The sequence below is a fragment of the Candidatus Tisiphia endosymbiont of Neophilaenus lineatus genome (assembly GCF_964264975.1).
In the GTDB taxonomy this organism is placed as follows: Bacteria; Pseudomonadota; Alphaproteobacteria; order Rickettsiales; family Rickettsiaceae; genus Tisiphia.
This window is the reverse complement of record NZ_OZ183649.1, coordinates 1,119,373-1,138,802: the sequence shown is the minus strand read 5'-3', so window position 1 is coordinate 1,138,802 and position 19,430 is coordinate 1,119,373. Positions and strand designations below refer to the sequence as shown.

The 19,430-nt window shown below is 33.4% G+C and carries 24 protein-coding genes and 1 pseudogene; 13 read left to right on the top strand and 12 right to left on the bottom strand.

Annotated elements, in window-relative coordinates; genetic code table 11:
- Nucleotides 1-8: 8 nt before the first annotated feature.
- The 3 genes from ACFE3K_RS06600 (at nt 9) to ACFE3K_RS06590 (ending at nt 4,500) form a co-directional block, all read left to right on the top strand.
- Nucleotides 9-3,302, top strand: a complete 3,294-nt coding sequence (locus ACFE3K_RS06600) for an FAD-dependent oxidoreductase (protein WP_375358720.1) — start codon at nt 9-11, stop codon at nt 3,300-3,302.
- Nucleotides 3,303-3,496: 194 nt separating this feature from the next.
- Nucleotides 3,497-3,946, top strand: a complete 450-nt coding sequence (locus ACFE3K_RS06595; RefSeq protein ID WP_375358551.1) for a helix-turn-helix domain-containing protein — start codon at nt 3,497-3,499, stop codon at nt 3,944-3,946.
- Nucleotides 3,940-4,500, top strand: coding sequence for an IS630 family transposase (locus tag ACFE3K_RS06590; protein ID WP_375358342.1), 561 nt, complete (start codon nt 3,940-3,942; stop codon nt 4,498-4,500). The genes ACFE3K_RS06595 and ACFE3K_RS06590 overlap by 7 nt, the downstream gene beginning before the upstream one ends.
- On the opposite strand, the gene ACFE3K_RS06585 is transcribed toward ACFE3K_RS06590, so the two are convergent.
- Together ACFE3K_RS06585 and ACFE3K_RS06580 are read right to left on the bottom strand one after the other, a co-directional pair.
- Nucleotides 4,497-4,706 carry a hypothetical protein gene (locus ACFE3K_RS06585; protein ID WP_375358719.1) on the bottom strand — a complete coding sequence of 70 codons (210 nt, stop codon included), beginning with the start codon at nt 4,704-4,706 and terminating at the stop codon, nt 4,497-4,499. The two genes, ACFE3K_RS06590 and ACFE3K_RS06585, sit on opposite strands and share 4 nt — an antisense overlap.
- A gap of 54 nt (nt 4,707-4,760) precedes the next feature.
- Nucleotides 4,761-5,210, bottom strand: coding sequence for a helix-turn-helix domain-containing protein (locus tag ACFE3K_RS06580; RefSeq protein WP_375358718.1), 450 nt, complete (start codon nt 5,208-5,210; stop codon nt 4,761-4,763).
- Between the two features lie 103 nt (nt 5,211-5,313).
- Here ACFE3K_RS06580 and ACFE3K_RS06575 point away from each other — a divergent pair, with 103 nt between their 5' ends.
- The 5 genes from ACFE3K_RS06575 to ACFE3K_RS06555 all read left to right on the top strand — a co-directional run bounded on the left by ACFE3K_RS06575 (nt 5,314) and on the right by ACFE3K_RS06555 (nt 8,795).
- A complete protein-coding gene (locus tag ACFE3K_RS06575) occupies nt 5,314-5,454 on the top strand; it encodes a methylated-DNA--[protein]-cysteine S-methyltransferase (RefSeq protein WP_375358717.1) in 141 nt (46 codons plus the stop codon).
- Between the two features lie 97 nt (nt 5,455-5,551).
- Nucleotides 5,552-6,118: an elongation factor P gene (gene efp, locus ACFE3K_RS06570; protein WP_375358716.1), complete on the top strand. Its 567-nt coding sequence runs from the start codon at nt 5,552-5,554 to the stop codon at nt 6,116-6,118.
- 154 nt (nt 6,119-6,272) lie between these two features.
- A complete protein-coding gene (locus ACFE3K_RS06565) occupies nt 6,273-7,028 on the top strand; it encodes an inositol monophosphatase family protein (RefSeq protein WP_375358715.1) in 756 nt (251 codons plus the stop codon).
- 337 nt (nt 7,029-7,365) lie between these two features.
- Nucleotides 7,366-7,701, top strand: a complete 336-nt coding sequence (locus ACFE3K_RS06560; protein WP_341751470.1) for a DUF2610 domain-containing protein — start codon at nt 7,366-7,368, stop codon at nt 7,699-7,701.
- 386 nt (nt 7,702-8,087) lie between these two features.
- Complete coding sequence (locus ACFE3K_RS06555) at nt 8,088-8,795, top strand: metal ABC transporter ATP-binding protein (protein WP_341748420.1); 708 nt, start codon at nt 8,088-8,090, stop codon at nt 8,793-8,795.
- A 59-nt stretch (nt 8,796-8,854) separates the two neighbouring features.
- On the opposite strand, the pseudogene ACFE3K_RS06550 reads toward ACFE3K_RS06555, so the two are convergent.
- From ACFE3K_RS06550 to ACFE3K_RS06520, 7 genes and pseudogenes are all read right to left on the bottom strand, one after another.
- A pseudogene (locus ACFE3K_RS06550) lies at nt 8,855-9,284 on the bottom strand (SDR family oxidoreductase); the annotation flags it as partial.
- A 191-nt stretch (nt 9,285-9,475) separates the two neighbouring features.
- A complete protein-coding gene (locus tag ACFE3K_RS06545) occupies nt 9,476-9,742 on the bottom strand; it encodes a hypothetical protein (RefSeq protein ID WP_375358714.1) in 267 nt (88 codons plus the stop codon).
- On the bottom strand, nt 9,712-9,942 hold the full coding sequence (locus ACFE3K_RS06540) for a transposase (protein ID WP_375358713.1): 231 nt from the start codon (nt 9,940-9,942) through the stop codon (nt 9,712-9,714). The genes ACFE3K_RS06545 and ACFE3K_RS06540 overlap by 31 nt, the downstream gene beginning before the upstream one ends.
- Nucleotides 9,943-10,057: 115 nt before the next feature.
- Entirely contained in the window at nt 10,058-11,596 is a 1,539-nt protein-coding gene (metG, locus tag ACFE3K_RS06535; RefSeq protein WP_375358712.1) for a methionine--tRNA ligase, read from the bottom strand.
- 341 nt (nt 11,597-11,937) lie between these two features.
- Entirely contained in the window at nt 11,938-12,138 is a 201-nt protein-coding gene (locus ACFE3K_RS06530; protein ID WP_375358711.1) for a hypothetical protein, read from the bottom strand.
- 80 nt (nt 12,139-12,218) lie between these two features.
- On the bottom strand, nt 12,219-12,341 hold the full coding sequence (locus ACFE3K_RS06525; RefSeq protein WP_375358710.1) for a hypothetical protein: 123 nt from the start codon (nt 12,339-12,341) through the stop codon (nt 12,219-12,221).
- A 4-nt stretch (nt 12,342-12,345) separates the two neighbouring features.
- Nucleotides 12,346-12,612 (bottom strand): helix-turn-helix domain-containing protein, encoded by a 267-nt coding sequence (locus ACFE3K_RS06520; protein ID WP_375358709.1) that lies wholly within the window; start codon nt 12,610-12,612, stop codon nt 12,346-12,348.
- A gap of 453 nt (nt 12,613-13,065) precedes the next feature.
- Here ACFE3K_RS06520 and ACFE3K_RS06515 point away from each other — a divergent pair, with 453 nt between their 5' ends.
- From ACFE3K_RS06515 to ACFE3K_RS06500, 4 genes are all read left to right on the top strand, one after another.
- Nucleotides 13,066-13,593, top strand: a complete 528-nt coding sequence (locus ACFE3K_RS06515) for an Hsp20/alpha crystallin family protein (RefSeq protein ID WP_375358708.1) — start codon at nt 13,066-13,068, stop codon at nt 13,591-13,593.
- 54 nt (nt 13,594-13,647) lie between these two features.
- Complete coding sequence (locus tag ACFE3K_RS06510) at nt 13,648-14,112, top strand: Hsp20/alpha crystallin family protein (RefSeq protein WP_375358707.1); 465 nt, start codon at nt 13,648-13,650, stop codon at nt 14,110-14,112.
- 78 nt (nt 14,113-14,190) lie between these two features.
- Nucleotides 14,191-14,691: a helix-turn-helix domain-containing protein gene (locus ACFE3K_RS06505; protein WP_375358706.1), complete on the top strand. Its 501-nt coding sequence runs from the start codon at nt 14,191-14,193 to the stop codon at nt 14,689-14,691.
- The gene (locus ACFE3K_RS06500; protein ID WP_375358342.1) at nt 14,685-15,245 is read left to right on the top strand and encodes an IS630 family transposase; all 561 of its coding nucleotides are present in this window, start codon (nt 14,685-14,687) and stop codon (nt 15,243-15,245) included. Before ACFE3K_RS06505 ends, ACFE3K_RS06500 begins: the two co-directional genes overlap by 7 nt.
- Here the strand turns inward: ACFE3K_RS06500 and ACFE3K_RS06495 are convergent.
- Nucleotides 15,242-15,457 carry a transposase gene (locus tag ACFE3K_RS06495; RefSeq protein WP_375358705.1) on the bottom strand — a complete coding sequence of 72 codons (216 nt, stop codon included), beginning with the start codon at nt 15,455-15,457 and terminating at the stop codon, nt 15,242-15,244. The genes ACFE3K_RS06500 and ACFE3K_RS06495 overlap by 4 nt on opposite strands.
- Nucleotides 15,458-15,598: 141 nt before the next feature.
- Between ACFE3K_RS06495 and ligA the strand changes: the two genes are divergently transcribed.
- A complete protein-coding gene (gene ligA / locus ACFE3K_RS06490; RefSeq protein WP_375358704.1) occupies nt 15,599-17,680 on the top strand; it encodes an NAD-dependent DNA ligase LigA in 2,082 nt (693 codons plus the stop codon).
- Between the two features lie 155 nt (nt 17,681-17,835).
- On the opposite strand, the gene fmt is transcribed toward ligA, so the two are convergent.
- Complete coding sequence (fmt, locus tag ACFE3K_RS06485; protein ID WP_375358703.1) at nt 17,836-18,756, bottom strand: methionyl-tRNA formyltransferase; 921 nt, start codon at nt 18,754-18,756, stop codon at nt 17,836-17,838.
- Nucleotides 18,747-19,280, bottom strand: a complete 534-nt coding sequence (gene def / locus ACFE3K_RS06480) for a peptide deformylase (RefSeq protein WP_341747970.1) — start codon at nt 19,278-19,280, stop codon at nt 18,747-18,749. Before def ends, fmt begins: the two co-directional genes overlap by 10 nt.
- Nucleotides 19,281-19,430: the final 150 nt, after the last annotated feature.

Here is a 19,430-nt window from a genome sequence, read left to right as displayed (position 1 = left end):
TTAGCTATATGACACTTGCTTTTGGTTTAGATTTTATAGATCTAAATAGATTAGAAGGCTTAAAAAAATTAGATGAAATTTTTCTAAGTTTTCTGCGTAGCCATAGTTATTCTCTTTATGAAATTATTTTATCATTAAGGGCTAATCCTGATCAAGTTGATCAAAAATATTACTCGGATTTTTTATTAGAAATTTCGCCTGTTTTTGATGATTTTCTAGCTAAGTTATTTGGTATTGAACAAGAAATAGCCAATCTGAGATTTAGTCATAAAGAATTTGATGTAATTTATGAATGTAAGAGAAAGTTCATCCAGCGTGTTGCGGTAAGAAAATATCCTCCTGAAAAACTAAAAGAGATTGATTTTGATAGTGTATCAATTTTTTTAGAAAAACTTTTAGGAGAGGAGTTTACCCAAGACAAGTTTGCTCGTCAAGTAATAAAATGGCAATTAGATGATGAAAAATATGCTTTTGAGTTAGATATAGCAGCAAAATATGCAGCCTTTATGGTTTATAATAGACCTCTTGCAGGAGTAGAGTTTCAAAGGAGATTTAATGAATCTGAAAGTATATTATTTTCTTTACCAAATAAAACAGATAAAGATAATTTAATAGATCTTAATAAGGTAGCTAAATATAAAAAACATGTAAGAGTAGGGTTTGATTGTTTAAATCCTATATCTAATCTAGATACAGTCTTAAATGCTACTCACTATTGTATCTACTGTCATAAACAGGGAAAAGACTCGTGTTCTAAAGGGTTATACTCGAATGATTCTGCGAATATACTACCGACTACGCCATCAAAGTCGGGCTGTCCGCTGAAGCAGAAAATCTCTGAGATGAATTATGTAAAGTCCAAGGGATTTAATTTAGCTGCTCTTGCTATTATTGTCATTGATAATCCAATGGTGGCTGCTACCGGTCATAGGATTTGTAATGATTGTTCTAATGCTTGCATTTATCAAAAGCAAGAACCTGTAGATATTCCTCTTGTTGAATCTAATATTTTGGAAACTACTTTGCTTCTACCTTACGGGGTGGAAATATATTTATTACTTACCAATTGGAATCCACTTAACATTTTTTCTCTGATGCCAAAGCCTTCAACTAATTACAAAGTTTTAGTAGTGGGTCAAGGACCAGCTGGGTTTAGTTTAAGCTATTATTTATTACGAGACGGACATACTGTAGTAGCTATAGATGGCTTAAAAATCATCCCATTACCTTTTGATATTAACAAGCCTATTAAATACTGGTCTGATTATAAAAAAAACTTATCAGAAAAAATACCTGAAGGTTTTGGAGGAGTAGCCGAGTATGGTATTACTGCAAGGTGGGATAAAAATAATTTAACTATATTACGTCTGATACTAGAGAAAAACAGTCATTTTAAGCTTTTTGGTGGTGTAAGTTTAGATAGTAATCTAACTATAGAGCAGGTATTTCATTTAGGATTTGACCATGTTGCTTTGTGTGTTGGAGCTGGTAAGCCCAAAATTGCTCAAATGAAAAATTTTCTTGCAAAAGGTGTGAAAACAGCCTCCGACTTTCTAATGACATTACAATCAGGAGGAGCTTTTTTAGAACAATCTAACACTAATTTGCTTATTAGGATGCCTATTATTATCATTGGCGGAGGACTGACCTCTATTGATGCAGCAACTGAAAGTTTAAATTATTATAAGTTACAAGTAGAAAAATTTCTAAAAAAGTATGAATTGTCAGTTGAGGAGAATGGGAAAAATCATACAGAACAAAATTGGACAGATGAGGACAAATTAATAGCCGAAGAATTTATCTCGCATGCAAAATTATTTAGGCAAGTACAAGATACAGAAGCTGTAAAAAAAATCCTCGATGAACTAGGTGGAGTAACAATTTGTTATAGAGGAAAATTAAAGGATTCTCCTGCCTACAAGTTAAATCCTGAGGAAGTTATGTATGCTATGGCTGCAGGTGTAAATTTTGCTGAAGATATGATACCTTTAGGCATTGATGTTGATCAGTATACTTACGCTGAATCAATAGAATTTGATAATTTAGGTATAAAGAAAAAATTTAAGGTAAGGACTGTACTTATGGCAATAGGTACGCATAAAGATAATAGTTATTTGGAAAATCATTCGAGTATAACAGACTTCCTGCATAAGTCAAAAATAGTTGAGGAATTTTTAGGAGAAACGAAGCCGAGTACCGCAGCGTACACAGGCGTACGTGAGGAGTACAGGCGAGTTTCGGCAACAAAATTACCAACTAGATTGACTTATGCAGGAAGTATAACATATTTTGGTGATTGTAATCCTCAATACTCTGGAAGTGTGGTTAAAGCCTTAGCAAGTAGTAAAGAGGGGTACAAGTTTATTGGAAAAAAACTTATCAAAAATAAACCAAGTTTTTTTGGTAATAATCTAGATTTCTTCGTTAAACTAGATTATTTACTAGCTAGCCGTATCAAACGGATTAATACTCTATCTTATAAGATAGTAGAGCTGGTAATACATTCTCCTATCGCTGCTCAAAATTTTCAACCGGGGCAATTTTTCCGTTTACAAAATTATTCTAGTGATATTTCAAAAATTATCGAACCATTGGCTGTCACTGGAGCTTATGTTGATTCAGAAAAAGGGTTAATTCATTTGATAGTTTGGCAAAATGGTAAATCAAGTAAATTATGTAGATATTTATCGCAAAATGAATTAGTAGTACTAATGGGACCTAGTGGTAAGCCAACTGAGATATTAAAGGATAGTAATGTAGTGCTTGTTGGTGGAGGAGTTGGAAATGCAGTTTTATGCTCAATAGCTAAGGCTCTTAAAAATAATAATTGTAAAATTATATATTTTGCTGGTTATAAAAATTTACAAGATAGGTTCTATCAAGAAAGAATAGAAGAAGCAGCCGATATAGTAGTTTGGTGTTGTGAAGAAGGTATTTTATCAAAAAATAGGGCGGAAGATATTAGTGTTAAGGATGATTTGGTGTATGCTATAATGGGGCATTGTTACCTTTGGAAAAATTTGAGCATAGATAGGATAATAGCTGCAGGTAGTACAGCAATGATGGAAGCTATCAAAGATATAAAAGATAATTTTTTTGGTAACAAAACTCAATTAATAGTAAGTCTTAATTCTCCTATGCAGTGTATGATGAAAGGTATTTGCGGACAATGTATTCAGGGAGTCACAGACGAAAGGAAATATATTTTTACTTGTGCTTGCCAAGATCAAGATGCAAAAATAGTTGACTTCACAGGGTGTAAAAGTCGTTTAGAACAAAATTCTCTCCAAGAAAAAAATTAAAATGACAAAAATATATAGATATATAGACTTACCAATTGCTCTAATATACTCAAATGATTTGAATATATTATTGGTATCATACTAATTGCAATAATGAACACGGTGTTAAAAAATGGGTTTTTAACTGATAAATAGGTACTCAAATAGCTAGGTTAATATTACCGCAAGGTTTTGAAGGTCATGATTTTATAAAAATGATGAAACATGAGCCGCATGGTCGAAATCGTATACGTTTATTGGCGATGTATCACCTTCAATTAGGCAAATCTTTTAAAGCCATATCTGAAATAGTGAAGTCACACTGGAAAACTGTGCAATCATCGCTCAGAAGATTTAGGAATCATGGTTTTGAAGGATTATTTGAATCACAAAGAAGCGGTGCCCCTAGGAAGATTAACAGTATACAAGAGTCTGCTATTTTTGATAAAATCAATACGCTCAGTGAAAGTAAAACTGGTGGGTATATAACTGGAAAGGAGCTACATATCATGTTAGTTGAGGAATATGGTGCTAAATGTGCTTTAAAAACAGTCTACAATACTATGCACCGCCTTGGTTTTAGCTGGATTACTTCTCGTTCAATGCATCCAAAATCAAATCAAGAGACTCAAAATAGATATAAAAAAACTTTCCAGACATGTTAACAAAATTATTAGCAAAAAATATCGATAGATGTAAAGTTGATATATGGTCTCAGGATGAAACTAGAGTTGGGCAACAAGGTAGCTTAACTCGTATATGGGCTAAGCGTGGCACTAGACCCCGTAAAGTTCGGCAACAGCAATTTATTTCAACATATATTTACGGAGCTGCTTGCCATGAGACAGGAGAAGCTTGTGCATTAATTTTACCATATGCAAACACACAGGCAATGAATAAATTCTTAGAAGAGCTTTCTCGCAGTATTCAAGGCAACCGACATATAGCTTTACTAACGGATAATGCAGGTTGGCACACAGCCAAAAAACTAACTGTGCCAAGCAATATCACTTTGATACCGCTTCCGCCCTATGCACCGGAACTTAATGCAATGGAACAAGTTTGGGAATGGATTAAAAATCATTTCTTGTCTAACCAATGTTATGGTGTATATGAAGATATCGTTACTATGGCTTGTTACGCTTGGAATCAACTTGCTCATAATGTAGATTTAGTAAAATCAATTATGTATAGAGATTGGATAAATACACCGTGTTAATTATTGCAATTGGTATTATCCGTTAGTAAAGCTATATGTCGGTTGCCTTGAATACTGCGAGAAAGCTCTTCTAAGAATTTATTCATTGCCTGTGTGTTTGCATATGGTAAAATTAATGCACAAGCTTCTCCTGTCTCATGGCAAGCAGCTCCGTAAATATATGTTGAAATAAATTGCTGTTGCCTGTTGCCCAACTCTAGTTTCATCCTGAGACCATATATCAACTTTACATCTATCGATATTTTTTGCTAATAATTTTGTTAACATGTCTGGAAAGTTTTTTTATATCTATTTTGAGTCTCTTGATTTGACTTTGGATGCATTGAACGAGAAGTAATCCAGCTAAAACCAAGGCGGTGCATAGTATTGTAGACTGTTTTTAAAGCACATTTAGCACCATATTCCTCAAGTAACATGATATGTAGCTCTTTTCCAGTTATATACCCACCAGTTTTACTTTTACTGAGCGTATTGATTTTATCAAAAAGAGCAGATTCTTGTATAGTGTTAATCTTCCTAGGGGCACCGCTTCTTTGTGATTCAAATAATCCTTCAAAACCATGATTCCTAAATCTTCTGAGCGATGATTGCACAGTTTTCCAGTGTGACTTCACTATTTCAGATATGGCTTTAAAAGATTTGCCTAATTGAAGGTGATACATCGCCAATAAACATATACGATTTCGACCATGCGTCTCATGTTTCATCATTTTTATAAAATCATGACCTTCAAAACCTTGCGGTAATATTAACCTAGCTATTTGAGTACCTATTTATCAGTTAAAAACCCATTTTATAACACCGTGTTCATTATTGCAATTAGTATCAATTATAGTACCATGTCATAGGTTTATAGGTACTGATGGTAGACTAACTGGTTATGCTGGAGGACTTGAACTCAAGAAAAAACTTTTAGAATTAGAAGAAAGCTATAAGGATATGATTATACTTTGACCTTTATCGATAAAAATGATAAAATAGATCTAGAAAGGTGTTAATAACCAGCTTGAACAAATATACAAAAGAATTATTTTAGATAAGTGATAATAATATGAAAATTTCAGCAAATGCTATTAGAGCTGGTAACATTATAGTGTATAATAATGATTTATGGGTTGTGAGCAAAACACCTGAACATACCAAACCTGGTAAAGGTGGGGCTTATGTGCAAGTAGAGATGAAAAATTTAAAAACTGGTACAAAATTTAATGAGCGTTTTAATTCATCCGATTATGTCGAAAAAGCACAGCTTGAGAATAAGGATTTACAATTCCTATATTTTGAAGGTGATGACCTCGTGTTAATGGATAATGAGACATTTGAGCAAATTTTAATTAATAAGGCAATTCTTAGCGAAAGATTGCCATTTCTTGAGGATAATATGGTACTCAAGGTACAGTTTTATGAAGAAAAAGCTTTAAATGCTGAATTACCGCAAACCGTTATTGCTGAAATTATGCAAACTGATCCTGTAATTAAAGGCTCTACGGTAACATCTTCTTATAAACCAGCGATTTTAACCAATGGAGTAAAGGTAATGGTACCGCCTTATTTAGTTACTGGGGAGAAAATAGTTATAAAAATTGAAGATATAAGCTTTGTTGAGAGAGCAAAGTAATATATACTCAGATAGAACTTTAAGAGTTAAGGTCATTGTCTCTGAAGATTAAAGTTGCCTAGTTACTCATGTACGCACAGCTAGCTCGACTTTGCTATTGCCTCTTGAAGTTATACTATCGTCTATCATCAACTTTTGAAGTCATATATAGCTTATGCAGCCTATAACTAACTTACTTATTACTGCATCATGTAAAGCTGTTAAGTTTTTGAAGAGAGATTTTTTAGAGCTGGAAATGCTTCAAAGATCTAATAAGGGAAACTATGATTTCTGCAATAAATCTTATATTAAAACACAAGATTTATTACGTAATGAGTTGCAAAAATATACAAGTTCTTTATTTTTTCCAGAGGATAAGTTTGAATTAGATAACGCTTCTGAGATGGTTTTATTAATAAATCCGCTTGATAGTTTGAGTAATTTAGAAAAAAGTATACCATTTTTTGCTGTATCTATAACGTGTTTAAAAAAGATTAATAAAATTTTAACCACGGTTTGTACTGTGATAAACTTTCCAGCTCTTGATGAGATTTATTATGTTGAGAAGGGAAAAGGGGTATGGGTAGGAAAAAATACCACTAATAATAGTGGTAGATTAAGGGTTTCTGCTTGTTCTAGTTTTGATAATTTTCTAATTTCTACTGACGATTTTAACATAAACCCAGTTTTTTTGAAAAATGCTAGGGTTTTTGGTTCTCATTGTTATGGAATTCTATTACTTGCAGCTGGTAAGATTGATGCTGTTTATTTTTCATCATTAAATTACACTTTAAAAGCTAGTTTTGATTTAATTGTCCGAGAATCAGGTGGAGCAATAATAAATAATGACAAAACGTTTGTTGCTACTAATTATGAACTTTCCGAGAAATTTAAACATCTATTATTTGAAAAAACGTCAATGAGTAGTTAATTTTTGTTGCCAAAATTTTTTACTTTTATTTTTTTGTTGTATCATATACAATTTTGTTAGGGATAAGTTTTTTAGCATAGTACCCTACATTTTTTATATAACCACTATTAAAATGGTTGCTGATCGTCTATTAGCGAGGAGACGCTGAAAGCGGCGACGTGGCAATCTAGGATCGCGAAGCGTTACTCTAAAAAAACAGCTCCGCTGTTTACTTTGGATCGCCACGGCATCTAAAGAGCCTTGCTATGACGATTATAGAAAAATGTAGGGGTACTATGGTTTTTTAGGATTAAATCTTGAAATCCCTAATATTATTCTAATAATTTAATGTTATGTTATGAAAAAGTTTAGTGTTAATTGTGATTTTGGTGGACAAATGGCACCGTTTACTATATATGTAGGGCAACCTGAGCCGGGGCATCATCCCTTGCATTTTCAGGATGACTGGTTATCAAAGCAACGTGGTGGGAAAATACCAGCTGAGGTCATGGATGCGATAACTAAACTGCAAGAACTGGCTAATAAGAATAATGTTCTGCTGGAAGAATTGTGTGTGTATGCTCTTGGTTCTGCACAAGAAGAGGATGATAAATCTGAAAAAAGTGAAGAATCGGAAAGTGATAATGACGACCAAGATAGTAATAATGATGTTAACGGTGAGACTGCTAGTTAACCTGAGTTCGATGTGTATTGCTATGATTTCAAGAGTTGGGTAGACGATAGTATAATTTCAAGAAGAGCTAGGCAGCAGCAAAGTCGAGCTGCTAGGTGTACATGAGTAACGGAGCAGCCATATACATTTTTTATGTCACTACTGTTAAGAGTCCTTACGAGCGTCATTGCGAGGGGGTGCTGAAAGCGGCGACGCGGTAATCCAGGATTATGCAAAGCGTATTAGAAGAAACAGCTTCGCTGTTTATTTGGATCGCCACGGCATCCAAAGATGCTTCGCGATGACGATTATAGAGAAATGTAGAGTACTATGGCTTACATCAAACTGAGGTTAGCTATTTATCATAATTGGCACACAATAATAATTTTGATCAGGTGGTTGTGTCTATATCAGAGGATATTACATTAATAAAATTCAGTAATGTATCTAAACAATTTGGCAAAAAGTTACCCCTTAATAATATTAATTTTACCGTTAAAAAAGGTGAGGTTACGACTTTAATTGGTCCAAATGGTGCTGGAAAAACAACAATAGCTAGATTAATCTTGGGATTAGACAGTGCCTCATCTGGTAATATAACAATTCACCCCCATCTAAAAATTGGCTATGTACCGCAGAGACTAGATTTTGCTTCAGACTTACCAATTACAGCTGAAAATTTTTTATATTTATTAGCCTCAAATGCTACTCGCAATGATTGGCAAGAATGGAATAATTTTATTGATTTTGATAATTATAAACATCATGATATTTCAGAACTTTCTGGTGGTCAATTTCAGAAGCTAATTCTAACTGCTACCTTACTCAACAATCCTGATCTAATTATTTTAGATGAACCAACTCAATCATTAGATGTTACTAGTCAGCAAGAATTTTATCGGATTATTAATCAAATAAAAAAACGTCTAAATATTACAATTTTTATGATATCACATGACTTATTTACTGTGATGAAAAACTCTGACCAAGTTATATGTTTGAATGGACATATATGTTGTAGTGGTAAGCCTAACGATTTAGCACAGAACCAAGACTTCCTAAACACCTTGTCATCAATTGGTTTTTATGTCCATCATCATGACCATAAACATTAGATATTTTTGGCAAACTCACTTGGGCATTGCCCGCAATGAAGGATTGGTAGGAATATACCTCATGACATATTATACCCACCATTAATTGGACAACGTTTCCCCAGTAATAAAACCAGCTTGCTCATCTGCTAGATACTCTACGGCTCTAGCAATTTCTTCTGGTCTACCCAACCTTTTCATTGGCACAGCTGTTATTATTTGCTCTAGTACACTAGCTGGTATCTTTTCAACCATTGATGTTTTAATATATCCAGGAGCTATACAATTTACCGTTATATTTTTAGAAGCTGATTCCCTAGTTAACGCCTTAGTAAATCCTATAATTCCAGCTTTAGCAGCAGAATAATTAGTTTGCCCTATTTGTCCTGCCTGAGCATTAATTGAACTAATATTAATAATTCGTCCGTAATTTTGATTTCGCATTTGGTTAATTACTACACGGCACATATTAAAGCATGAGCTAAGATTAACGTTAATCACTTCTTGCCACTCTTCTTCAGTCATTTTATGTATATCGCATCCCTAGGTTCTTATATCTTAGTATTATATCCTTCACTTACGTTACAACCCACTACATCCCTCCTCTCAGCTTCACATAATTCGTTACCTCCATATATGTGAAATTTGGTTCTACGCTGTTGGCTAAACTTTACATAGGTTGGATTTTCACCAACTGTAATTTACCCGCTTTGCCTAGCGCCATCATTTCTTTGCCCAGCAGTTAGTATAAACTTTAATGGATTACCAAGGGCATCAACAAGGACATGAATTTTAGTACTAAAACCACCTCGACTTCTACCTAAAGCCTCTTCTTCTTGATTACCTTTGATATATCCAGATGAGCAAGCATGTGCTCTCACAATAGTTGCATCAATCATAATTGATTCCATATCTGCATCTACTTTAACATAATCCATTAAATCCTCCCATATACCTTTGTCAACCATCTCTTAAATCTGCGATAAATACTGTACCAACAACCATAATCATCAGCTAGAAAACGCCATTGGCAACCTGTTCTAACAATAAACCATATTGCTTCAATAAAATGTCTCATTTTTTCTTCATTCTTGTTGTGTATACCATTTCTTTCATTAAAAAATGATAAAATTACTTCCCATGCTTGTTCTTCTATGTAATACTTCATATTGGTAGTTCCTTTTTTTGATAACTAGAAACTACCATTTCTTCTTACTATGGCAACTTTTTATTCCTCCCTAACTATAATTTTTGTCAACAGAACCTAGAATAGACTTCTATTTTCATCGAGTATTATCCTGAAATCTTGGAAATATAGCTTTTGGCTGGCTAATGTTACTACCTGGAATTAAAATAAACTCCTTTGTTAAATGTTTAAACATTCTCTGACTTTTTGGTACACCAAGCTGATCAAGCATTTTATTAGCCGAATCAGGAATAAATGGCTGTAACATTACAGCAATATATCTTAGTGTCTCAAGTAGCGTATATAACACCTCATTCATCCTTATAGGAACAGTTTTTTTTAACTTCCAAGGGGCTTCTCGATCTATATAAATATTGGCTTCTTCGGTTAAAGTAATAATATTTTCTAACACAGAATTAATAGCAAAAGTCTTAGTGAACAGTGAATTTTCTGATATAATTTGGTGGGATAGCTTCATTAAAAATGACTCATAAATGCTATCGATAGATTCCTTGCCAATTGACGGAATTTTTGTCTCGTTGTTATTATAAACAAAGGCTAGAGTTCTTTGCAATAAATTACCAATTTTATTAGATAACTCACTATTCACTCTATTGATTAAGCTACTACGAGAATAATTACCATCTGAGCCAAATATTACCTCTCTCATCAAATAATACCTAACTGGATCTAAACCAAACTCTTTTATTAATTGCAATGGATCAATTACATTCCCTATAGATTTAGAGATTTTTTGTCCTTCATTAGTCCACCACCCATGTGCCATAACACATTTTGGTAGCGGCAAGCCAGCTGCCATCAAAAATGCTGGCCAGTATACGGCATGAAAGCGTAATATATCTTTACCGACTATATGAACATCAGCCGGCCAAAATTTGTTATACTTGCTTGTATCATTTGGATATCCTAAAGCCGAAATATAGTTTGTTAGTGCATCAAGCCATACATATATTACGTACTTTTCATCATTTGGTACTTTAATTCCCCACTTAAAACTAGAACGTGATATGGATAAATCATGCAATCCGGATTTGACAAAACTAATAACTTCATTACGTCTAGTACTTGGTCTGATAAAATCAGGGTTGTCATCGTAAAAATCTAATAATTTATCTTGCCATTTTGATAGGGCAAAAAAGTAACTTGGTTCTTCAAGCCATTCAACAGGAGCTTTAGTCGGAGCTAGTCCATCTTCTGTTAATTCTGATTCATCATAAAAAGCCTCATCACGCGTCGAGTACCAGCCTTTATAGCTATCAAGGTAAATATTGCCACTATCCAGCAATTTTTGCCATAGACTACTTACTGCTTGTTTATGCCTAGCTTCTGTAGTTCTAATAAAATCATCATTAGAAATGTTCATTGAGTGCATTAATGTACGAAAAGTTTCAGATACTGTATTGGTAAATATTTGTGGTTCAACATTTTTGACAATAGCAGATTTTTCTACCTTTTGACCATGTTCATCAGTACCGGTCAGAAACATTACCTCTTTACCTGATAAACGCATAAATCTTGCTATTACGTCAGACACAACGCTTGTATAAGCATGCCCTATGTGAGGTATATCATTAACATAATAAATAGGGGTGGTAATATAATATGTATTTTTCATAATGAATTTATAATGGATAAACCTATATTTGTTATAGTTATTCTTGCTAAATATGTATACTATAAAAATAGTTAATTTGAGCCGCTTGTTGCCGATGAAAGCAAGCCAGTGTCATTTCGGAATCAAGCAGTCACAAGTATACATTAGAATAAGAATGTAAATCTTTTGACCTAAGGGTGAATAAGATGGAGTTTAGAAAAATATGTTTTGTAACGTGCCACATTTCTTGTAAGAAGAGGAATATTTAATACAGACGCATGTGCTCCGATAAAGAAATCTAGTAATACGGAGTTTTTCTTGCCACTATTTGCTTTTTTATATTGTATAAAAACTTTTCCTGCTCAAAATAGGGCTTCTTTAGGGATAGGAAGAACTTTAAAATTATCGCCGATTATTTCTTCAAGTTCTTCAATTCTTTCAAATCCTATTGAAACTTCTGTATATATATAATCATTAATTGCTAATTCATGAAATTGCGATAATTTTAACAATTGGTTAGAAGACCAATTATACCAACTAGCATCACAGGTGATAATATCCAATAATATATTACTGTCAACTAATACCAATCGCAATAATTAACACGGTGTATTTATCCAATCTCTATACATAATTGATTTTACTAATCTACATTATGAGCAAGTTGATTCCAAGCGTAACAAGCCATAGTAACGATATCTTCATATACACCATAACATTGGTTAGACAAGAAATGATTTTTAATCCATTCCCAAACTTGTTCCATTGCATTAAGTTATAGTGTTAATCTTCCTAGGGGCACCGCTTCTTTGTGATTCAAATAATCCTTCAAAACCATGATTCCTAAATCTTCTGAGCCATGATTGCACGGTTTTCCAGTGTGACTTCACTATTTCAGATATGGCTTTAAAAGATTTGCCTAATTGAAGGTGATACATCGCCAATAAACGTATACGATTTCGACCATGCGGCTCATGTTTCATCATTTTTATAAAATCATGACCATGAAAACCTTGTGGTAATATTAACCTAGCCATTTGAGTACCTTTTATCAGTTAAAAACCCATTTTATAACACGGTGTTAATTATTGCAATTAGTATAAGTCCCTTAGCGTTCCAATGCTAATACTGATACTCTTACCTCTTCCATTTCTATATAATCTATTGCTTTAAATATCTTTATTATTCTAACCATTCCATCCTTATTTCCTTAACTTGACCCGTATGGTTTAGAGGACAGACTCCATTAACAACCTTGTAAGCCTAGAGATATAAGGTACATAGAGCATTCTAGTTTATCGGCGGGGATTTGTGCTTTGAACCCCTAATTGGCAACTGGGGTTAAGTAACAAAATTAACATCACAGCAAAAATTATTTTTGCTATGAATCTTGAATTTTGTAAAATACTACTACATATAATAATTATGGGTAGCGTGGAAATCACTACCTAAATTATACTAAAGTGGTTTAAAGAAAATGAGGGTTTGTTATGCGGCATAATATTAAATTTTATCTACTGACTGTAGCTACTGTTGTTCTATTATTTATGAATCCTACTTTTGCTAGTAAAGAAAATACAGCACAACCTAGCAACGGCTACATAATACATTTACGTAACCCATTTGATATAATTGATAAACACTTTCTTTTCTTTGATGATTATTGGAACAACATTGTTAATGATAGATTATATTTTCGTTACTCTGATCCCATAAAAACTAATTATCTTACCCAAGATAAGAAATATATCATTACTATGGAAGTACCTGGTTATGATAAAAGTCAGATTAAAGTAAAAGTAAATGCTAACAAACTCTACATCACTGGTCATACTGATAATCAGAAAGATGCTAGTGAAGTAAATAGCTCAAAAAAGAACTTTGGTTACACTATATCTTTACCAGATGATGTTGATCAAAAGACTATTACTTCTGATTTAAAGAATGGCATGTTAACTATTACTTTACCACGTATTGAGGTAAAAGAACAAAATGCTAAAGAAATACCTATAAATTAATAATACTAAAGACTTAATTGATTTACTGTTTAACAATAATAAAAGAGGTGTCATATGGCTTTTAATTTACCACGTATTCAAAACAAATCTAAAGTGCAAAATAATTCTAGTAGCAGGAGTTATCTAGATGATATATTTAATAATTTCTTCAATGAAATTGCTACTTTTTCTTATCCATTATCATCCGATGATAGAACTTTATCACCTAGAACTGATATTTTTGAAAATGATTCTGATTATTGTTTAGAACTGGAATTACCTGGAGTCTTACAAGAGTACCTTGATCTAAAGATAGATAATAATATTATAACAATTCAGGCTAAGAAGGAAGATGTGTCTGAGACTAAGGATAAAAACTACCATATGCAAGAGAGATATCATGGCTCTTTTTGTCGTTCTATTTCTTTACCGTCTAATATTGATGCAGAACATATAAAAGCAGAATTGAAGAATGGTATTTTAAATATCAAAATACCTAAAAAAGAACAGAGTAAAGCAAAAAAAATTCAAGTAACTTAACCTAAGCCTATGTAATACCAATTGCAATAATTAACGCAGTGGTCTAAGATGGGTTTTTAACTGATAAAAGGTACTCAAATGGCTAGGTTAATATTACCACAAGGTTTTCATGGTCATGATTTTATAAAAATGATGAAACATGAGCCGCATGGTCGAAATCGTATACGTTTATTGGCGATGTATCACCTTCAATTAGGCAAATCTTTTAAAGCCATATCTGAAATAGTGAAGTCACACTGGAAAACTGTGCAATCATCACTCAGAAGATTTAGGCATCATGGTTTTGAAGGATTATTTGAATCACAAAGAAGCGGTGCCCCTAGGAAGATTAACACTATACAAGAATCTGCTCTTTTTGATAAAATCAATACGCTCAGTAAAAGTAAAACTGGTGGGTATATAACTGGAAAAGAGCTACATATCATGTTACTTGAGGAATATGGTGCTAAATGTGCTTTAAAAACAGTCTACAATACTATGCACCGCCTTGGTTTTAGCTGGATTACTTCTCGTTCAATGCATCCAAAGTCAAATCAAGAGACTCAAAATAGATATAAAAAAACTTTCCAGACATGTTAACAAAATTATTAGCAAAAAATATCGATAGATGTAAAGTTGATATATGGTCTCAGGATGAAACTAGAGTTGGGCAACAAGGTAGCTTAACTCGTATATGGGCTAAGCGTGGCACTAGACCCCGTAAAGTTCGGCAACAGCAATTTATTTCAACATATATTTACGGAGCTGCTTGCCATGAGACAGGAGAAGCTTGTGCATTAATTTTACCATATGCAAACACACAGGCAATGAATAAATTCTTAGAAGAGCTTTCTCGCAGTATTCAAGGCAACCGACATATAGCTTTACTAACGGATAATGCAGGTTGGCACACAGCCAAAAAACTAACTGTGCCAAGCAATATCACTTTGATACCGCTTCCGCCCTATGCACCGGAACTTAATGCAATGGAACAAGTTTGGGAATGGATTAAAAATCATTTCTTGTCTAACCAATGTTATGGTGTATATGAAGATATCGTTACTATGGCTTGTTACGCTTGGAATCAACTTGCTCATAATGTAGATTTAGTAAAATCAATTATGTATAGAGATTGGATAAATACACCGTGTTAATTATTACAATTGGTATTAAATCTGCGATAAATACTGTACCAACAACCATAATCATCAGCTAGAAAACGCCATTGGCAACCTGTTCTAACAATAAACCATATTGCTTTAATAAAATGTCTCATTTTTTCTTCATTCTTGTTGTGTATACCATTTCTTTCATTAAAAAATGATAAAATTACTTCCCATGCTTGTTCTTCTATGTAATACTTCATATTGGTAGTTCCTTTTTTTGATAACTAGAAACTACCATTTCTTCTTACTATGGCAACTTTTTATTCCTCTTGCCTAACTATAATTTTTGTCAACAGAACCTAGTTACAATTAAATCTGATCCTCAAACTTTTACGATTAATATGCAAAATATTCCAACTGATATTGAACAGCTTTCTGAATTAGAGGCAAAAGATTTACTAAAACAATTGGCAAGTGAGATAGAAAAATATAATAAAGCATATCACCAAGAAGATACTCCTCTGATTTCTGATGCTGAATATGATCAATTATTTAATTTAAATCTTGAACTTGAAAAAAAATTTCCTCATCTTGTGCTGGCAAATAGTCCAACTAAACAAATCGGTAGTCTAGCTGCAGAGAAATTTTCTAAAGTAAAACATATAAATCCAATGTTTTCTCTTAGTAATGCATTTGATAATGAGGATGTATCAGAATTTATAAATAGAATAAAGAATTTCTTACGTCTTGATAGTTTTCAACCTATCTTTTGCGAACCTAAAATAGATGGTTTATCTTTTTCTGCTACCTATAACAATGGCATACTCACCGCTGCTGCGACAAGAGGTGATGGTTTTATTGGAGAAGATATAACTGAAAATATTAAGACTATCAAGCATTTCCCTCATTCGATAGTCTTGGATACAGCAATTTTGGAAGTAAGAGGTGAGGTTTATATCAATAAACAAGATTTTCTATTATTAAATCAAGCACAAGAATTATCAAAAAAAGATAAATTTGCAAACCCGCGTAACGCGGCTGCTGGGTCGTTAAGGCAGTTAGATCCAAACGTTACAGCAAGTAGACCTCTAAGGTATTTTGTTTATGCTGTGGGAAGTAGTAGTAACAAAATAGCTGATTCTCAGGATGCTTTATTAGATACGTTAAAAGAGCTAGGGTTTATCGTTAATAATATAGGAAAATTAGCATATTCTGAAAATGATATGAAATATTTCTATGAATATTTGAATTTGTCTAGAGAAGAGCTGCCTTATGAAATTGATGGTATTGTCTATAAGCTAAATGATTTTGCTTTGCAGCAAAGGATGGGTTTTATCGCAAGAAGCCCAAGATTTGCTATTGCTCATAAATTTCCTGCGATAATTGGTCAAACTAAACTAATTAATATTACTCTACAAGTAGGTAGAACTGGCGTATTAACTCCGGTTGCTGATTTAGAGCCGCTTTCTATTGGTGGAGTTAGGGTATCAAGAGCTACATTACATAATTATCAGGAAATCATAAGAAAAGATATACGGATCAATGATTATGTATTTTTGCAGAGGGCAGGGGACGTCATACCGCAAATTACTGCGGTAGATTTTACTAGACGCTCTAGTGCATCACAAAAAATCGATATACCAAAACTTTGTCCGTCTTGTGATTCTAATTTACATTATAATCAAGAGACAATAATAATTCGTTGTGATAATGGGTTGAATTGTCCTGCCCAAAATTATGAACGAATTTGTCATTTTACCTCTAAAAATGCTTTAGATATAGATGGTTTGGGGAAAAAACAAATAGAATTTTTGCTGGAAAAATCTTTAATAGAAAATCCAGTGGATATTTTTTATTTACAAAATAATAATGAAAAAAGCTTAGTCAAGCTTGAAAATATGGTAGGATGGGGGCGAACTTCTGTAGAAAACCTATTTGCAAACATTGAAAAATCCAAAATCGTCCCCCTAAATAAATTCATTTATTCCCTAGGAATCAGACATATTGGCGAACAAAATGCCAAATTACTTGCTCGAGAATTTCAGAATTATGGTAATTTTATAGAAGCTATGGAATCTTTATTAAATGGTGAACAGCCTATGTACCAAAGGTTAAATGATCTAGAAGGAATAGGAGATAAAATTTTGGTGGATATTATCGACTTCTTTGATATTAAAGAAAATCTACAAATTATTCACCAGCTAAGTAAAATTTTAGAAATTCAAGACTATAGTGATCAAACCACCAAAACCGCATTAACTGGTAAAGTTGTAGTATTTACCGGTTCTTTACTTACTCTTTCAAGAGCAGAAGCAAAATCTCAGGCAGAGAAATTAGGAGCTAAAGTAAGTAGTAGTGTTTCGTCTGCTACTGCTTTAGTGGTGGCGGGTAGCGATGCCGGTAGTAAACTCAGAAAAGCTAAGGAGCTTGGAATTGAAATTATTGATGAAGATGAGTGGCTGGAGTTAGTATACTGCTCGTAAATGAAGAATTGGTAGACGAAGGTCAACTTCAAGAAGAGCTAGGAGTGTCAAAGTCGAGCAGCGGAGCGTACATTAGTACGTGAGCAGCGGAGATCTTTAGACACGACAACGCCAATTCTTGAAGTTCACCGAGTATATATACTAATTCTCCCACATCAATTCAATAAAGTACCTAGGGGAATTTGTACCCCACGTATAAATTCTTCAACGTTTAAAGCTTTTCTTCCTTCTTGCTGTAATTTTCTGATGATCAAAGTACCCTTACCACAAGCTATTTCTAAGATATTATTATTAACCACAGTACCAGGCTGTGATTTAACATCCAAATCATTATAATACGCTTCTAGGATCTTTATAACTTTACCTCCATATTCAAAATATATTCCAGGCCATGGATTCATACCTCGAATTCTACAATCTATTTTGTAAGCAGTCTCATACCAATTTATCTTCCCTTCTTCTTTCTTGAGTTTATGAGCATAAATTACTCCATCTTTATCTTGGACAATCCTTGGTAGGTTATCAATATTATCTAAAGTTTTAACCAATAAATCAGCCCCTATTTCTGCACATTGGTCATGCAAAACTGGTAAAGTTATTCTAGGAGAGATTGAAAACGAATGCTGCAATATAATATCACCAGTATCCCACCCCTCATCCATCTGCATTATGCATACGGAAGTTTCAGAGTCTCCCTCTATAATAGTATGCTGCAATGGAGCAGCTCCCCTATGACGTGGTAAACTTGAGGGATGGATATTAAGACATCCATATTTCTTGGCTTGTAGGATAACTTGTGGTATCAAGAATCCATAAGCAACTACTACTATTATATCCGCATTAATTGAATTAATTAAATTGGTTATTTCTTCGGTTTTCAAGGTTTTAGGGGTATAAGTTGGAATATCATATTTTGATGCCAAACTATGGATAGGTGATGCTACCTCATTTAGCCCCCTTCCTTTAGATTTTGGAGATTGAGTGAATACAGCAATCACTTGGTGATCTTTACTGTTAATTAAACTCTTAAGAGTAGGTACAGCAAATTCAGGCGTACCCATGAAAATTACTTGCACAAAATATTATTTTTCAGTTTTTTTAATTTACGTAATGCTATGTCCTTTTTTATATCACTTAAATAATCAATTAGTAGCCTACCATCTAAATGATCCATTTCATGCTGAATAACCCTAGCAAGCCAACCATCAGCTTTTAATTCTTGCTGGTTATTATGATAATCTAAGAATCTTATAGTTATAGACTCAGACCTTGCTACTTCAACCCGTTGTTCCGGTAGAGATAAACACCCTTCTATTGCCACCACTAATTCTTTAGATTTGTCTATTATCTTCGGGTCAGCGATAAATAATGGATAAAACCCAGCGGGTCTTTCTGTATCATCATTATTCTGCAAATCAACTACCAATATACGCTGAGCTATTCCAATCTGAATGGCAGCTAACCCCACACCATGATCATGATACATAGTTTCAACCATGTCATCCATCAACTTTCTTATATTATCATCAATTATGCTTACTGGCAAAGATTTTTGTTTTAATTTTGAATCTGGAGCAGTCACAATAGGCAACACAGGCATAGTACTTTAAAACCATAAATTATTTATACTTTTCTGCTTTGAAATTCGTAGGATTATTCGAGTATGCAAAAACATTTACATTGTACCACAAAATAACCAATGAGTCTAGTGTGAGCTATTTGCTAGCGAACGAAAAAAAGATGTGGTCAA

What these genes read in the sequence shown, in the direction of transcription:
- ACFE3K_RS06515 (WP_375358708.1), top strand. Translation starts at nt 13,066, where the DNA reads ATGCGGCATAATATTAAATTTTATCTACTGACTGTAGCTACTGTTGTT.
- ACFE3K_RS06585 (WP_375358719.1), bottom strand. Translation starts at nt 4,706, where the DNA reads ATGAAACTAGAGTTGGGCAACAGGCAACAGCAATTTATTTCAACATAT.
- ACFE3K_RS06525 (WP_375358710.1), bottom strand. Translation starts at nt 12,341, where the DNA reads ATGGAACAAGTTTGGGAATGGATTAAAAATCATTTCTTGTCTAACCAA.
- efp (WP_375358716.1), top strand. Translation starts at nt 5,552, where the DNA reads ATGAAAATTTCAGCAAATGCTATTAGAGCTGGTAACATTATAGTGTAT.
- ACFE3K_RS06600 (WP_375358720.1), top strand. Translation starts at nt 9, where the DNA reads ATGACACTTGCTTTTGGTTTAGATTTTATAGATCTAAATAGATTAGAA.
- ACFE3K_RS06495 (WP_375358705.1), bottom strand. Translation starts at nt 15,457, where the DNA reads ATGAAGTATTACATAGAAGAACAAGCATGGGAAGTAATTTTATCATTT.
- ligA (WP_375358704.1), top strand. Translation starts at nt 15,599, where the DNA reads ATGCAAAATATTCCAACTGATATTGAACAGCTTTCTGAATTAGAGGCA.
- metG (WP_375358712.1), bottom strand. Translation starts at nt 11,596, where the DNA reads ATGAAAAATACATATTATATTACCACCCCTATTTATTATGTTAATGAT.
- ACFE3K_RS06595 (WP_375358551.1), top strand. Translation starts at nt 3,497, where the DNA reads ATGATGAAACATGAGCCGCATGGTCGAAATCGTATACGTTTATTGGCG.
- ACFE3K_RS06500 (WP_375358342.1), top strand. Translation starts at nt 14,685, where the DNA reads ATGTTAACAAAATTATTAGCAAAAAATATCGATAGATGTAAAGTTGAT.
- ACFE3K_RS06565 (WP_375358715.1), top strand. Translation starts at nt 6,273, where the DNA reads ATGCAGCCTATAACTAACTTACTTATTACTGCATCATGTAAAGCTGTT.
- ACFE3K_RS06510 (WP_375358707.1), top strand. Translation starts at nt 13,648, where the DNA reads ATGGCTTTTAATTTACCACGTATTCAAAACAAATCTAAAGTGCAAAAT.
- ACFE3K_RS06540 (WP_375358713.1), bottom strand. Translation starts at nt 9,942, where the DNA reads ATGAAGTATTACATAGAAGAACAAGCATGGGAAGTAATTTTATCATTT.
- ACFE3K_RS06505 (WP_375358706.1), top strand. Translation starts at nt 14,191, where the DNA reads ATGGCTAGGTTAATATTACCACAAGGTTTTCATGGTCATGATTTTATA.
- ACFE3K_RS06590 (WP_375358342.1), top strand. Translation starts at nt 3,940, where the DNA reads ATGTTAACAAAATTATTAGCAAAAAATATCGATAGATGTAAAGTTGAT.
- def (WP_341747970.1), bottom strand. Translation starts at nt 19,280, where the DNA reads ATGCCTGTGTTGCCTATTGTGACTGCTCCAGATTCAAAATTAAAACAA.
- ACFE3K_RS06580 (WP_375358718.1), bottom strand. Translation starts at nt 5,210, where the DNA reads ATGATGAAACATGAGACGCATGGTCGAAATCGTATATGTTTATTGGCG.
- ACFE3K_RS06520 (WP_375358709.1), bottom strand. Translation starts at nt 12,612, where the DNA reads ATGGCTAGGTTAATATTACCACAAGGTTTTCATGGTCATGATTTTATA.
- ACFE3K_RS06545 (WP_375358714.1), bottom strand. Translation starts at nt 9,742, where the DNA reads ATGGTTGACAAAGGTATATGGGAGGATTTAATGGATTATGTTAAAGTA.
- ACFE3K_RS06560 (WP_341751470.1), top strand. Translation starts at nt 7,366, where the DNA reads ATGAAAAAGTTTAGTGTTAATTGTGATTTTGGTGGACAAATGGCACCG.